This window comes from Nitrosomonas sp. (genome assembly GCF_019752415.1).
Lineage (GTDB): Bacteria > Pseudomonadota > Gammaproteobacteria > Burkholderiales > Nitrosomonadaceae > Nitrosomonas.
Map to the genome: position 1 here is coordinate 1 of NZ_JAIEME010000067.1, position 14,284 is coordinate 14,284.

Consider the following 14,284-nt stretch of genomic DNA (forward strand, 5'->3'; position numbering starts at 1 on the left):
ATTTTGTTTCTAGTTGCCCACTGACTATGTTTTGCCGCATCAGAATCTTAGCAGTGATGATGGCTGGATCGCTCTCATACCCGCGCTTCGCAAGAGCTTCAACTTTTCGATAGATATCCTCGGGTGACCAAAAAAACCAATTCTGGTCTGACATGAACTCTCGCATTGAGTCACTCCGATTTTGGTAAATCTTGCTAGCAGCGAGACCAAGAGTGATCTTTGTATCTGCATCTGCCATACCGCAAGCAACGAGATCTGAAAGCAATCTGGAGAGCACAATTGAACGATAATTCCCGGACGTAAATAACTTGTATCTTCCCTTTGGTACTTCGTGTTTTTCCTGAAGTTGTTCGAAACTAACTCCGAACGAATCAAGAAAAGATTTTGCCTCGAGGGCAAGCACTTCATTAGCGGAAAATTTGAATGCAAGAAGATCAATCTCTGGTCTGGGAATAGAATGTTTACCAATTAGACGTTTCTCTTCTTTCGTCACATTGATCTTGAACGATCTGCGCACCCAATAACCCTCAGCTTCAAGCAAAGTAGAGATGATATTTTCGAAATGATCCATTAGTAGTTTGTTAACAAGATCAGTGCGAAATTTATTGGTGTGATGTTAATGAAACGCTTTGCTCCGAGGTATTCGGAACAAAGCGGTTTTACGGCGTGTTACTTAGGACGAGCGGATTGGTAACCGGCTTTGGGGTTGCTATTGGTGCGGAAAGAATTGCCACGATTTTCCTGATCAAATGGGCGGCCACGGCGATTGTTTCCGTTATCGTTATTACTATTGCCTTTGAATTCGTGCGGCGCACTAAAGTTTTGACGGCCATTTTGTGCTAATGGTGTGCGTTTACGTTTCTGGGCCACGCTCGGTGCGCTATTGAAACCACTGCTCTGAGGGCGTTGTTTGATACGGGGTTCCAGACCGGGAATAATATGCGATGCAATGCGTTGCCCGGTATAGCGTTCAATTTTTGTCAGATGCGCACTATCTCTGTTGGATGCGAAGGAGACTGCGACACCCGCAGCGCCTGCGCGGCCAGTACGGCCGATGCGGTGCACGTAATCTTCCGCAAATTTAGGTAAGTCAAAATTGATTACATGCGTAATATCAGCGATATCAATACCCCTGGCGGCCACATCCGTTGCCACCAGAACACGCAATCCGCCACTGCGAAGCTTGGTGAGTGTGCGGGTGCGTTCGCGTTGATTCATGTCGCCATGTAACGCCGCGGCTGCATAACCTTGCGCATAGAGGTTATCGGCCAGTGTATCCGCGTCACGCTTGGTTGCTGTGAAAACGATGGCTTGTTTGAGGGCTTCGTCACGTAATACGTGATTTAATAACCGATTCTTATGCGACATATCGTCTACATAATGTAGCCGTTGCTCAATATTATCGAGTCTTGCTTTCTGAGAAGCTACTTGAATTCGTTTTGGAGATTTTAAAAGTTTCGCTGCAACCTTATCGATAGCGCCATCCAAAGTGGCAGAAAACAATAGGGTTTGTCGCGTGGCCGGTGTGGCGGCTGCGATCGTTTCAACATCATCGATAAAACCCATATCCAGCATGCGATCTGCTTCATCCAATACGAGCATTTCTAATCGTTTGAAATCAATCCGGCCACGTTGTATGTGATCAATGAGCCGTCCCGGTGTGGCGACTAAAATATCGACAGGTTGTGATAACAGTTTGTTCTGCAATGGATAAGGCATGCCACCCAGTATGCTGACGACTTTTGTACGTGGGAGGTATTTGCCGTATTTTAGGGCTGCTTCGGAGACTTGCAGTGCAAGTTCACGCGTCGGGGTCAGTACTAAAACGCGCGGACCACGGCCAGGTGTTTTTGCCGGTGTAGCCAGGAGATGCAGTGCTGGTAACATGAAGGCGGCTGTTTTGCCGGTTCCTGTTTGTGCAGATGCCATGATATCGTGACCTGACAGTAACTCAGGTATGGCTTGTTTCTGAATCGGCGTAGGGGTTGTGTACCCTGCGTCTTGAATTGCTTTAATAATAGATGGGTTTAAGTTCAGATCTTCAAAAGACACGTCGTTTTCCTAAAAAGTGAGAATTGGACGCACGAGCCAGGAGAACGCCATAAAATGGAGCATAGCCTTGCTAGCGCATTAAATAAAGCATCGCCGCTAACCAAGATTGCTGCACATTTTCCGGAGAAACTTGAAAAATTGAAGAGAGGCCAGGAACGATGAAACCAGATAAACTTGAGTGGACTAAAAAGCAGACTCAGTCAACCTTAGCCGCGAAGTATACTTGATCATGTGATTACTTGCAATTTATTTGCGCTATTCCATTATTGGCATGCCGGAGTTTTGATTCCAAACAGAATAATTGCGACACAACGCGTCAAGCTGGATGAGGGAGTTACTGGATAACGGCTTTGGCAAACTTTCTTTTGCCTACTTGTATGACGACGGATTCTCCGCGCATGATTTTGGTTGATTTGTCTTCTATTTTTTCGCCATTTAATTTGACGGCACCCTGATCGATCATACGGAGCGCTTCACTGGTACTGGTAGTTAATCCCGCCAGTTTTAATATTTGTACCAAAGGCATCTCATTATCTTGTGCCTGAATTATTTTCTCCGGTATCTCATCAGGTACTGCACCATGTTTAAAGCGTGCCTCAAAATCGGCGAGTGCTTCCGTCGCATCCTGTTGGCTATGAAAACGCGCGACAATTTCCTGTGCGAGCTTTACCTTAATATCCCGCGGATTGCGTCCTTCCTGTACTTCTTCGCGCCATTTCTGAATGGTTTGCAAAGATTCAAAAGATAACAGTTCGAGGTAACGCCACATGAGCTGATCCGATACGGACATCAGCTTGCCGAAAATCTCTTTCGGGCTTTCGGTGATACCGACATAATTATTCAAAGACTTGGACATTTTATTGACGCCATCCAGTCCTTCCAGCAACGGCATTGTGAGTATGCATTGTTGCGATTGCCCGAAATGCTTTTGCAGTTCTCGCCCCATCAGTAGGTTGAATTTCTGATCAGTACCCCCTAATTCAAGATCAGCCTTGAGCGCTACAGAGTCATATCCTTGTATTAACGGGTAGAGAAATTCATGAATGGCGATCGCCTGATTATTGCGGTAGCGTTTGTCAAAATCGTCTCGTTCCAGCATACGTGCGACCGTATGTGTTGCAGCCAGTTTAATAAGATCAGCGGCATTCAGTTTGTCCATCCAGGATGAATTGAACACCACTTCCGTATGCTCGGGTTTTAATATTTTAAAAACCTGGGTGGTATAGGATTTGGCGTTTTCCGCGACTTGTTCGCGGGTCAACGGTGGACGGGTAGTGTTTTTCCCGCTTGGATCACCAATCATGCCCGTGAAATCACCAATCAGAAACAGAATGTGGTGTCCCATATCCTGTAGCTGGCGTAGTTTGTTGAGCAAGACAGTATGACCTAAGTGCAGATCTGGAGCAGTTGGATCAAATCCAGCTTTGATGCGCAAGACATGTTCGGAAATAAGCTTACTTTCCAGTTCTGTTTCAACTAATAGTTCGTGGCTTCCGCGTTTTATAATCTCAAGCTGGGATTTTATTGATTTATTCACGATGACAGTAAGTTAAGGATTTATATTGATATTTTAATATATGGAAATATTTTACTAGGACATTCTTAGTCGTATTCTAGTACAAATTGACTATTTTCATGTTAGACTCGCGCCTGTCTGTAAATGATACAAACGACTGGAGGTACTTCATAGATGCTATATTCATTACTTAGCAGTAAACAAAGGATTCTAGCTCAAAACTCATCAAAACTAACAAAAAAAACAATTCGCTGGCTGGTGGCTTTATCCAGCATACCACTATTCGGTATAGTCACTGCGTTTGGAATTGCACCCAATACGCGCTCACTTGAAGAAATTCAAGTAGAAGAAGTAATCCTTGATCTGTCTATCCCAGATGTTCTCTCCGAGACCCAAACCAATCACACTTTCTGGCGCCAGGAAAACATCCGGCGTGGTGATACCATCGCAGCGATTTTAAATCGGCTGGATGTCAGTAATCAGGATTCGACTGAGTTTCTACAGGCAGCACGGGGAAGCCGTGCGATGCGTCAACTGAAACCAGGTAAAACCATTTATGCGCAGACTACGGCCGATGGTGAGTTATTGACACTGCGTTATTTCTTTGGCAACGAAGAATTGTTTTTGATGGAAAAAACAGGTGATGTATTCAAAATGACTGAGCAATCGATTGAGCTCGATACTCAGATTCATATGAAATCCGGGGTAATTAACCGTTCCCTGTTTGCCGCAACTGATAACGCGGGAATACCCAACAATATTGCTATGCAGTTGACTGAAATATTTGCATCGGAAATTGATTTTTATCGGGATTTGCGTCAGGGTGATCGCTTTACAGTCGTTTATGAAACATTCTCGAATGATAATGGTAAGCGTGCTAAAACAGGCCGTGTTTTAGCAGTTGAATTCATCAATAAGGGAAAATCCCATCAAGCAATCTACTTCAAGTCATCTAATGGTGCCGATGGCTATTACACACCTGAAGGAGAAAGCTTGCGTAAGGCATTTTTGCTTTCGCCACTCGCCTTCTCGCGTATTAGCTCAGGTTTTACGAATGCACGTTTTCATCCAATCCTTAAGGAATGGCGAGCACATAGGGGCATTGATTATGCCGCACCCGCTGGAACACCTGTAAGAGCAACGGCAAATGGGATTATTTCATTCTCCGGCTCACAGAAAGGATACGGCAATTTGGTTTTACTTAAACATAATGGTAAGTACGAATCAGCATATGGCCATTTATCCCGCTTTGCGAGTGGAATGGGGAAAGGCAAACGGGTAAATCAGGGAGATGTGATTGGCTATGTTGGCTCCACCGGTATGGCAACTGGACCGCATTTGCATTATGAATTGCGTGTTGACGGTGTGCAGCGTGATCCGACGAAGGTTGTTCTGCCAACTGCTCCGCCGATTTCGAAACGTGATTTGAATACTTTCCAGAAGGAAACTCACTCGTTGGTCGCGCGTTTAAATATTATGCGTAATATCCAACTTGCATCGCTAGAATAATCGTGCGGATAACTTTTAAATTGGTGGTTTTCTAGCAGAGAACCTCCAATTGCATGATGGCAATCAGTATTGAAACCCTTTCCAGAACACTGAAGGATAGTTGAAATCGGCTCGCTATTTATAGGCATCATGTCAGGCACAAGCCTGGATGGTGTCGATACCGTTCTGGTTGATTTTAGCTGCCCCACGCCAGTTTTGTTGCAAACTTTTTTTTGTGCTTATGATGATCAATTGCGTGAGCAATTGTTGTCATTACATCAACCCGGTCATGATGAACTCAATCGTGCCGCAATGCTGAGTAACCAGTTGTCCTATCTGTATGCACAAGCTACTGAATGCCTATTGGTAAACGCTGGTATCGCACCCAAACAGATTATCGCAATCGGATGTCACGGTCAGACGGTTAGACACTGCCCTGAAGTGGAAAAGAATTATACGATTCAGCTTGTCAATGCGGCCTTATTGGCTGAATTGACTCAGATAGCAGTAGTCGCAGATTTCAGAAGCCGCGATATCGCTGCAGGCGGGCAGGGAGCTCCTTTGGTTCCGGCTTTTCACGAAGCAGTTTTCAAGCATTCGGAGAATCATCGCGTGATCGTCAATATCGGTGGTATCGCCAATATAACCAATCTTGATCCCTATCATCCAATCATTGGCTTCGATTGTGGCCCAGGAAACCTCCTAATGGATGCTTGGTGTTTGCGTCACACTAGGAAAACATATGATAACAAAGGGCAATGGGCAGCCACAGGGCGGATTATTCCTGCTTTGCTGCAAGCATTTCTGTCAGATGATTTTTTCTTGCGTCAGCCTCCAAAAAGCACAGGAAGAGATTTGTTCAATGTTCAATGGCTGGAAGAAAAATTAATAGGTAATGAAACGCCGGAAGATGTACAAGCCACATTGCTGCAGTTAACAGCTCTAACAATTGCCAAATCGATACTTGAGTACTGTGCGACGGCTGAAGAAGTCTATATATGTGGTGGCGGATCACATAATACTTTACTGCTGGATCGCTTGATCGATGCCATTCCAGGAAAGGCAGTAGCGCTGACCGATCAATTGGGTGTAGGAGTAGATTGGGTTGAAGCCTTTGCGTTTGCCTGGCTGGCACAGCAAGCGATATCGGGTAAAAATGGGAATCTGCCCGCTGTAACCGGCGCGAAAGGAGATAGGATTTTGGGTGCGATTTATCCTGCTTGAAATTGTCCGTATTAATGCAGGTGACTTATACGGAGAACGATGATCCACAGCCGCAAGTGCTGGCAGCACCGGGATTCTTGATGATAAATTGAGCGCCTTGTATGTTTTCTTGATAGTCAATTTCGGCACCGATCAGATACTGAAAACTCATTGGATCAACCAGCAGTTTCACACCGTTTTTTTCCATAATGGTGTCATCTTCATTGATCAGTTCATCAAAAGTAAAACCATATTGAAAACCAGAACAGCCACCTCCACTGATAAAAACTCTGAGATTTAGGTTATTGTTTCCCTCTTCTTCAATGAGTTGTTTAACTTTAGAAGCGGCATTTTCAGTAAATAGGAGAGGCGTGTTAGTTTCAGTATTCATAGTTGTTCCTACAGTCAGAGTTACATAGATGTTCTTATTTACAAGTTTTTAAAATGCCGAATAGCACCACATGTTTCATTGTACCGCATCATTTTTAGTGGAGGCGGTTTGCTTTTCTGCTGCGGATGGTAATAATGTTATCATTATCTCGGCCTGTTGCGCATTCTCAGCGTCCGGTTTATTTTGGTGGATCATTTTTCCTTCAACGCAGGCACCCAGATGGATTTCTAAAGAACCGTACTGAACGTCACCATATACCTTCGCTTTCTCTTGTAATTCCAGATACTCTTGTGCCTGAATTGGGCCGGTTACTGTGCCATTGATTACGACATTGGCGACTTTTATTTTACCTTTTATGCTCCCTTCGGTGCTAAGTACCAGTGTGCTGTGTTCATCATCGGTTGCCATGACATTACCGGAAATATGTCCATCAATTCGCAGACCGCCTGTAAAATTTATATCTCCTGTGATATGCGTGTTTGCACCGATCAAAGTATCGATATGGGGGTGCAGCGACTTTTTCTTTTTTCTACCGAACATGCTTCTTCTCCTTCACGATGCCGGTTGCACAGTTTCGGTTAATATGACCTTGCTGTCATCCTTTTTATAAATTTTCACTTGTAAGTTTTCTACAATGGTATCAGGCGGTACCTTGAAGCTTTCTTCCAGTCTATGAAAAAACTTGAAATTGACAGGAAAATCTTGCGTAGCGTTTTTGTTGGTAAGCGGAATGATTCTACTCCGGTCATTTTGTAACAGTTTAACCTGAAATCTTAGGCTTCCTTTGAAATCATTTGGTCTTTCTCCGCCCTGGATGAGCGTTAGCGCATAGCGATATTTACCAGGGGTTTGTGTTTCTTTTAAACTGAATTGATAAATTGAAAGATCATTCTTTGTAGTGTTGGCTGTGAGATGCTGAAAAAATTCCTGTTTCTCCTTCAAATGAGCATTCTCGTTAGCAAGTGATTTTACTTGTTCAGCTAGATTCTCATTGGCAGTATTGCTGATTTGTAATTGCTGTATCAAATCACCAATCTGGTTGCATAATTTTTGTTTCTTTGTTTGTCTGCAAGTTCCCGGATCATAGGAATACGCCAATTTCTCTTGGTCCATGCCATCTTGCGCATTCACTGATTGCCTGCCGGTTTCGTACATACCCCAGGACAGCAGAGTTAATAATGAACAGCAAATAATAGTTGTAGTTAGAAGAAATTGCCATGACAGGTGCGGACGCACGACAACGCGGGGAGAAAGAATTTTAGGTTTTTTCTGGAAAAACTTGTACACCTGGTGCGCTCTATAAAAGGATATTCAAATTATCTGCACATAATCATAACAATGTTGCCGGTATCGATGAAGATCCTTTTGCTGTAATCGTAATTAGATTCTGATTCATCAGAAATAATAGCGCCTTATGGTAAGAGTGGAACCTGGTTAATGCCGAGTGTTTCAGGCAGGCCAAACATAATATTCATGTTTTGTATTGCTTGTCCTGCTGCGCCTTTTACCAGATTGTCAGTTACTGATAGTATCACGACCGTGTCGCTATTTTGTGGCTGATGAACGGCGATACGGCAAATATTCGAACCACGGACCGAGCGAGTTTCCGGGTGCTTACCTGCGGGTAACACATCGACAAAAGCTTCATTCTGATAGCGTTTCTCGTAGAGTGCCTGCAAGTCAATCTGTTTGGTCAGTTTGCCATAGAGCGTTGCATGAATGCCTCGAATCATAGGTACCAGATGCGGGACAAATGTTAGGCCGACCGGCTGCTTGGCTACATTGGCAAGGCCCTGTCTGATTTCTGGGAGATGCCGGTGTCCTGGTACGGCATAGGCCTTGAAATTATCGGATGCTTCAGCATGCAGCGTATGCACTTCGGCTTTCCGGCCTGCACCGGACACGCCCGATTTGACATCAGCAATGAGGTAATCCATATCAATGACTTTCGCTTCTACCAACGGCAAAAAGCCAAGTTGTACCGCCGTTGGATAACAGCCGGGATTAGCAATCAGGCGTGCATTTTTGACTTGCTCGCGATTAATTTCCGGTAGCCCGTAGACAGCCTCAGCGACTAAGTCGGGGCAGGCATGTTGCATGCCGTACCATTTTTCCCATTCGGTCACATTCTTGATGCGAAAATCAGCGGCCAGGTCGATGATCTTAACGCCAGCTTTAAGCAGGGATTCGGCTTGCTGCATTGCGATACCATTCGGAGTGGCAAAGAATACCAAATCACACTTGTTGAGTTTGGCATCAGCCGGGTCGCTGAATTTGAGATCGATATGTCCTCGGAGATTAGTAAATAATTCAGCCACACTCATGCCAGCTTCACTACGTGAAGTAATTGCCTTGATTTTGACTTTTGGGTGTTGTGTCAGTAAACGAAGTAACTCCACGCCCGTGTAACCTGTTCCACCAACGATGCCTACATTAACCATTGTGACTCCTGTTGTCCATTTCTGAAGGTGTATGTCTATTTCCAAGTTATTAAAATAAAAAAGCCGCCTGACAAGAGGCGGCTTTTTATATTCAAACAAGAATAATGAATTATCGTTTGGAGAATTGCTTGCGTCGCCGCGCCTTACGCAAGCCAACTTTTTTCCTTTCAACTTCTCGTGCATCACGTGTAACCAAACCAGCTTTGCTTAATACAGGTTTCAGTGTCGCATCATAATCGATCAATGCACGTGTGATGCCATGACGTACAGCACCTGCCTGGCCTGATTCACCACCGCCATGAATGTTTACCATGATATCAAATGAGGTGGTGTTATTTGTTAACTCAAGTGGTTGTCTCACAATCATGCGACCGGTTTTGCGTGAAAAGAAATCATCAATTGGTTTGTTATTAATGATTATTTCACCTTTACCGGGCTTGATAAAAACACGTGCGACAGCACTTTTGCGCCGACCGGTTCCATAATTATATTGAGTGGTCATAAATTAGGCTCTAACTTCAAGTGGTTTAGGTTGTTGAGCAGCATGGGGATGTCCGTCACCCGCATATACTTTAAGTTTCTTTAACATTGCGTATCCCAGTGGTCCTTTTGGCAGCATGCCTTTAACCGCTTTTTCAAGTGGGCGGCCTGGAAAGCGTGCATGCATTTTTCTAAAGTTAGTTTCATATATCCCACCTGGATAACCGGTGTGGCGATAATAGATTTTATCATCCAATTTATTGCCGGTTACGCGCAATTTATCGACATTGACAACGACGATATAATCACCAGTATCAACATGCGGTGTAAAGATGGGTTTATGTTTGCCACGTAAACGATGGGCAATTAACGAAGCAAGCCGACCCAGTACTTTATCGGTCGCGTCGATGACAAACCAGTCATGACTTACTTCGTGTGGTTTGGCTGAAAATGTTTTCACAAAAACCTGTCCTGCTTATATCAAAAAGAGCCGGGAATTCTATGTCAGACACGAGTAAAAGTCAAATTTAGAACGAGTTATTTTATGCTGGGCTAAAGATGGCCTCTAAACTGAAGCGTGAAGTGGCGAGTAGTCTATTCAAGGGTGGTGGCTTTTACGTTAATCGTCGCTATAATCTGTCGGAAGACGCTCTGATGCTAACAGAGCAATCAGTTCGAGAGAACTTCTGAAAATTAAACACCATGTGTGGTATTTTACAGTAACGTATCAATTACATGCCGAGAGACAAGCTTTGAAAGAGAAATCCGAAACTAATTTGCCTATTGAGTCAGTATCTTCCAATTTTATTCGTAATATTATTGATGAAGATAACCGTACCGGTAAATGGAGTGGGCGCGTGGAAACACGATTCCCGCCCGAACCCAATGGCTACTTGCATATTGGTCACGCTAAGAGTATCTGTCTTAATTTTGGCATTGCGCATGATTATGGCGGGGTGTGTCATTTACGTTTTGACGACACCAATCCGGAGAAGGAAGCGCAAGAGTATGTCGACTCGATTTGTGACAGTGTCTCCTGGCTTGGTTTTGATTGGAGCAAACATCTTTATTATTCCTCGGATTATTTTGTTCAATTATACGAATTTGCCGAATATCTGATCAATCAGGGAAAAGCTTATGTCGAGGGTCTCACGGCGGAGGAAATTCGCGAGATGCGCGGCACGCTGACCAGTCCCGGAAAAAATAGCCCGTATCGGGATCGCCCCATTGCAGAAAATCTGGATTTGTTCCAGCGCATGAAAGCTGGCGAATTCCCGGATGGAAAGTATGTGTTGAGAGCCAAGATCGACATGGCTTCGCCCAATATCAACATGCGCGATCCGGTGATTTACCGTATCCGTCATGTACATCATCAGCGCACTGGCAACCAATGGTGCATTTATCCGATGTACGACTATACGCACTGTATTTCCGATGCACTGGAAACGATTACGCACTCTTTGTGCACATTGGAATTTGAAGATCACCGGCCATTGTACGACTGGGTATTGGATCAACTGGTAGACAAAGTGCCGTGCCATCCGCAGCAAATCGAATTTGCACGCCTTAATCTGACTTACACCGTCATGAGCAAACGCAAATTAATTGAACTGGTGGACAGCAAACTGGTGGATGGCTGGGATGATCCCCGGTTGAGCACGCTTGCCGGTGTTCGCCGCCGTGGTTTCACGCCGCGCGCCATCCGGTTGTTTGCCGATCGCATCGGTATCAGCAAGGCGGATTCTTGGATTGATATAAGCATACTGGAAGACTGCTTGCGTGAAGATCTGAATGAAAGCGCGCCGCGCCGTATTGCCATTCTGAAACCACTGAAACTGATCATCGACAACTATCCTGAAGATCAGCAAGAAGATTGCTTTGCGCCCAATCATCCGCAAAAACCGGAATGGGAAAAACGCACGATTCCTTTCTCCAAAACACTGTATATCGAACGCGATGACTTCATGGAAGTGCCGACCAAAGGTTATTTCCGGCTGTCTCCCGGTGCAGAAGTGCGGTTACGCTATGCGTTTATCGTCAAATGCGTGCAAGTGGATAAAAATGCGCAGGGTGAAATCGAGGCAATCCATTGCACCTACGACCCGGATACCAAAAGTGGAACTCCCGGATCGGAAAGCCGCAAAGTCAAAGGCAATATCCACTGGCTTTCCGCCAAACACGCGCAAGCGGCGGAAATACGCTTGTACGACCGCTTGTTTTCCGACCCTTACCCGGACAGCGGCGACAAGGATTACAAAACATCGCTCAATCCCGACTCGAAGGCAATCATCACCGCGTATGTGGAGCAATCGCTTCGTGACGCACAGCCCGAACAAAGTTATCAGTTTGAACGCAACGGCTATTTCATTGCCGACCGCATCGATATGAAACCCGGTAAACCAGTATTCAACCGCGCCGTGACCTTGCGCGATTCGTGGGGGAAAGTTGCGGGTGCATAGCCGATTAATCGCATTACTGTCGCAATACCCGGAAATCAAGCTGGCAATTTTGTTTGGTTCACAGGCGACAGGCAATGTGCACTCGGACAGTGACATCGACCTGGGCATATTGGCACAAGCACCACTTACCGCAGACTTTAAACTGCAACTGATACAAACCATCGGCGCTGAATTTGGCCGCCCGGTCGACATTGTCGATTTGTACCACGTGCCGGAACCGATTACGGGCCAGGTATTTAAGGGGATCCGGCTGATTGGCGGTGATGCTGCGTATGCCGAGCTGTTAACCCGGCATTTACTGAATGTCGCCGATTTTCTTCCGCTGCACCAGAGAATACTGACCGAAAGGCGTAATCGATGGATCAATTGATTCTTGCAGAAAAAATTGAATCGCTGCGGCGCTGCATTCAACGCATTGAGGATAAAAAACCGGATAATATCAATCTTCTGATTCAGAATCTGGATTTACAAGACATATTGGTTATTAACCTCACTAGGGCTATCCAACTCTGTGTCGATATCGGCAGCCATATTCTCAGTACGGCCAATAAACCCTCTCCGCAAACCATGGGCGAAGTTTTTACGACACTCAATGAACTGGACATCATCACATCCGACACTTGCGAACATTTAAAAAATCGATCGGTTTTAGAAATATCGCCGTGCATAACTATGAAGCAATTAATTGGGAAATTGTTTATGCGATCTGCCAAAATTCTTTACAAGACTTTCGCCGGTTTGCCCAGGAAATCAGCCGGTATGCTGCTTTATAGCAAAAACTAGCAAATAAGAGGGTTGTATCTCCATGCCGGGGTATCATGCGGATTGCACACTTAACGAGAATTGCCATGAAAAAACTGAAAAATGAGGCCGCCTTATTCAAAGAAGCCATGCTTGCCGGTGTGAAGTATGCGGAAGGGCGGGGCGTGGTCGAGTTTGAAGCAACCGATTCGGCAAGTGAGAAACTGCTCTACATCTATCGACTACTGGTGCACGATAAAGTCATGCAGCCCTTGCCGGAAGACCAAGTCGCTGAAAAATCCATGCGGCATAAACTGGCGATGTGGTATGCCAAACAATTGCCGAAGGATCACCCGTTATTGAAGTGACACATTCTGTAAGGTGTCAATAAGCGAAGCGCATTGCACCGGATAAATGACTTGTTGCAACAATCAGGCCGTGAATCAAGAAAATTTTGCTGCTTCATTCTTGATTCACGGCCTTAGTTTTTTGATTACTTGGGCGTTTCTTTCTTAGGTTTCTTCGCTTCTTTGTTTTTGCGTTGTTGTCCTTTTGCCATGGTCATTCTCCTTGTGTGATGACAATTACATCATAAACTGAATGGGATCTTTGTTTCCAGCACATTTTATCGTGAAATGTATGTTTTGTAGCTGCGTTGTTAATCAACAGAGAGCAATCCCCGCTGCCGGAACATTTGCCTGTCGGAGTGATAATTCTGGCGACACACACCGTAGCGGAACGAAGGCGGTAGTTCTAAGAATTTGAAGCGTAAATCATAGAGCCAGACACATAAGCCTCGTTCTGAAGTGTCGGCGTTTCAGTACCGGAAACATCGCATGCAACCAGGCTTCGCGGAAAAGTGCCATTCTGATCGAGTTCCGCAACCTCTGGGCTAGGTGGATGGCGCTTCGCTGATCCACCCTACCTTCTTAAAAAATTTCCCGCCCGATGTCCGGACGATTTATCATCGCACTGCTGCCGGGGGACTCGCCTCTTTGCGCATGGATTCATGGGTGAACAATGACCAATTATTCAAATGATGCTTTTTTATCGCATAACGGCGCCGACAAGCCGTCGGTAGAGATCATCGCTGCTACGCTGGAAAAACAAGGGGTGAAATGTTTCCTGGACAAATGGGATATTTTGCCGGGTGATCAATGGATGCGGAATCTGGAAAATGAGCTCAGCGGTAGCCGCACGATCCTGATTTTTTTTGGCACAAACGGCATCGGCCCGTATCAACAAGCCGAGGCCGACGCCGCACTGCGGCGGCAAATCCAGCAACGTCAACATTGCATCATTCCGGTGCTGCTGCCGGGCGCGTCGCCCGAACACATCGGGCAATGTTCGTTGTTTTTGCAAGGCACCAACGCCTTGAAATTTCATACCCTGGACGATCCTCTGCCGCATCGTCTGCTGGCCGGATTGTTGCGCGGCGAAGATCCGGCGCATTTGCGCCAATGGATCCGGGCCGAAGCGGCTGCGCCTGCCGATCTGCTGCAAACCTTGCAAC

Annotated in this window: 15 protein-coding genes and 1 pseudogene; 7 read left to right on the plus strand and 9 right to left on the minus strand. The window is 45.5% G+C overall.

The window, feature by feature from the left end:
* The 3 genes from K2P83_RS11200 to tyrS all read right to left on the minus strand — a co-directional run.
* On the minus strand, positions 1 to 571 hold a 571-nt coding region (locus tag K2P83_RS11200), incomplete at its 3' end, for a hypothetical protein (RefSeq protein ID WP_292929203.1).
* A 98-nt stretch (positions 572 to 669) separates the two neighbouring features.
* Positions 670 to 2,052, minus strand: coding sequence for a DEAD/DEAH box helicase (locus K2P83_RS11205; RefSeq protein ID WP_292929205.1), 1,383 nt, complete (start codon positions 2,050 to 2,052; stop codon positions 670 to 672).
* Between the two features lie 334 nt (positions 2,053 to 2,386).
* Positions 2,387 to 3,589 (minus strand): tyrosine--tRNA ligase, encoded by a 1,203-nt coding sequence (gene tyrS, locus K2P83_RS11210; protein ID WP_292929207.1) that lies wholly within the window; start codon positions 3,587 to 3,589, stop codon positions 2,387 to 2,389.
* Between the two features lie 153 nt (positions 3,590 to 3,742).
* On the opposite strand from tyrS, the gene K2P83_RS11215 reads away from it, so the two are divergent.
* Both K2P83_RS11215 and K2P83_RS11220 read left to right on the plus strand, forming a co-directional pair.
* Complete coding sequence (locus tag K2P83_RS11215; protein WP_292929209.1) at positions 3,743 to 5,077, plus strand: peptidoglycan DD-metalloendopeptidase family protein; 1,335 nt, start codon at positions 3,743 to 3,745, stop codon at positions 5,075 to 5,077.
* 96 nt (positions 5,078 to 5,173) lie between these two features.
* Positions 5,174 to 6,280 (plus strand): anhydro-N-acetylmuramic acid kinase, encoded by a 1,107-nt coding sequence (locus K2P83_RS11220; RefSeq protein WP_292929231.1) that lies wholly within the window; start codon positions 5,174 to 5,176, stop codon positions 6,278 to 6,280.
* Between the two features lie 25 nt (positions 6,281 to 6,305).
* Here the strand turns inward: K2P83_RS11220 and erpA are convergent, their stop codons facing one another.
* From erpA to rplM, 6 genes are all read right to left on the minus strand, one after another.
* Positions 6,306 to 6,650: an iron-sulfur cluster insertion protein ErpA gene (gene erpA, locus K2P83_RS11225; protein ID WP_292929211.1), complete on the minus strand. Its 345-nt coding sequence runs from the start codon at positions 6,648 to 6,650 to the stop codon at positions 6,306 to 6,308.
* A gap of 75 nt (positions 6,651 to 6,725) precedes the next feature.
* A complete protein-coding gene (locus K2P83_RS11230) occupies positions 6,726 to 7,190 on the minus strand; it encodes a polymer-forming cytoskeletal protein (RefSeq protein WP_292929213.1) in 465 nt (154 codons plus the stop codon).
* 12 nt (positions 7,191 to 7,202) lie between these two features.
* On the minus strand, positions 7,203 to 7,937 hold the full coding sequence (locus tag K2P83_RS11235; RefSeq protein WP_292929215.1) for a DUF6776 family protein: 735 nt from the start codon (positions 7,935 to 7,937) through the stop codon (positions 7,203 to 7,205).
* A 125-nt stretch (positions 7,938 to 8,062) separates the two neighbouring features.
* Positions 8,063 to 9,091 carry an N-acetyl-gamma-glutamyl-phosphate reductase gene (argC, locus tag K2P83_RS11240; RefSeq protein WP_292929217.1) on the minus strand — a complete coding sequence of 343 codons (1,029 nt, stop codon included), beginning with the start codon at positions 9,089 to 9,091 and terminating at the stop codon, positions 8,063 to 8,065.
* Between the two features lie 109 nt (positions 9,092 to 9,200).
* Positions 9,201 to 9,593 carry a 30S ribosomal protein S9 gene (gene rpsI / locus K2P83_RS11245; RefSeq protein ID WP_292929219.1) on the minus strand — a complete coding sequence of 131 codons (393 nt, stop codon included), beginning with the start codon at positions 9,591 to 9,593 and terminating at the stop codon, positions 9,201 to 9,203.
* A 3-nt stretch (positions 9,594 to 9,596) separates the two neighbouring features.
* Entirely contained in the window at positions 9,597 to 10,031 is a 435-nt protein-coding gene (rplM, locus tag K2P83_RS11250; RefSeq protein WP_292929221.1) for a 50S ribosomal protein L13, read from the minus strand.
* Between the two features lie 292 nt (positions 10,032 to 10,323).
* Between rplM and K2P83_RS11255 the strand changes: the two genes are divergently transcribed.
* From K2P83_RS11255 to K2P83_RS11275, 5 genes and pseudogenes are all read left to right on the plus strand, one after another.
* Positions 10,324 to 12,030, plus strand: coding sequence for a glutamine--tRNA ligase/YqeY domain fusion protein (locus tag K2P83_RS11255; protein WP_292929223.1), 1,707 nt, complete (start codon positions 10,324 to 10,326; stop codon positions 12,028 to 12,030).
* Positions 12,023 to 12,400: a nucleotidyltransferase domain-containing protein gene (locus tag K2P83_RS11260; RefSeq protein ID WP_292929225.1), complete on the plus strand. Its 378-nt coding sequence runs from the start codon at positions 12,023 to 12,025 to the stop codon at positions 12,398 to 12,400. The genes K2P83_RS11255 and K2P83_RS11260 overlap by 8 nt, the downstream gene beginning before the upstream one ends.
* Positions 12,388 to 12,803: pseudogene (locus K2P83_RS11265) on the plus strand (DUF86 domain-containing protein). Before K2P83_RS11260 ends, K2P83_RS11265 begins: the two are co-directional and overlap by 13 nt.
* 75 nt (positions 12,804 to 12,878) lie before the next feature.
* On the plus strand, positions 12,879 to 13,139 hold the full coding sequence (locus K2P83_RS11270) for a DUF5062 family protein (protein WP_292929227.1): 261 nt from the start codon (positions 12,879 to 12,881) through the stop codon (positions 13,137 to 13,139).
* A 652-nt stretch (positions 13,140 to 13,791) separates the two neighbouring features.
* Positions 13,792 to 14,284, plus strand: a 493-nt coding sequence (locus K2P83_RS11275; RefSeq protein WP_292929229.1) for a toll/interleukin-1 receptor domain-containing protein, incomplete at its 3' end; no start/stop codon positions are given.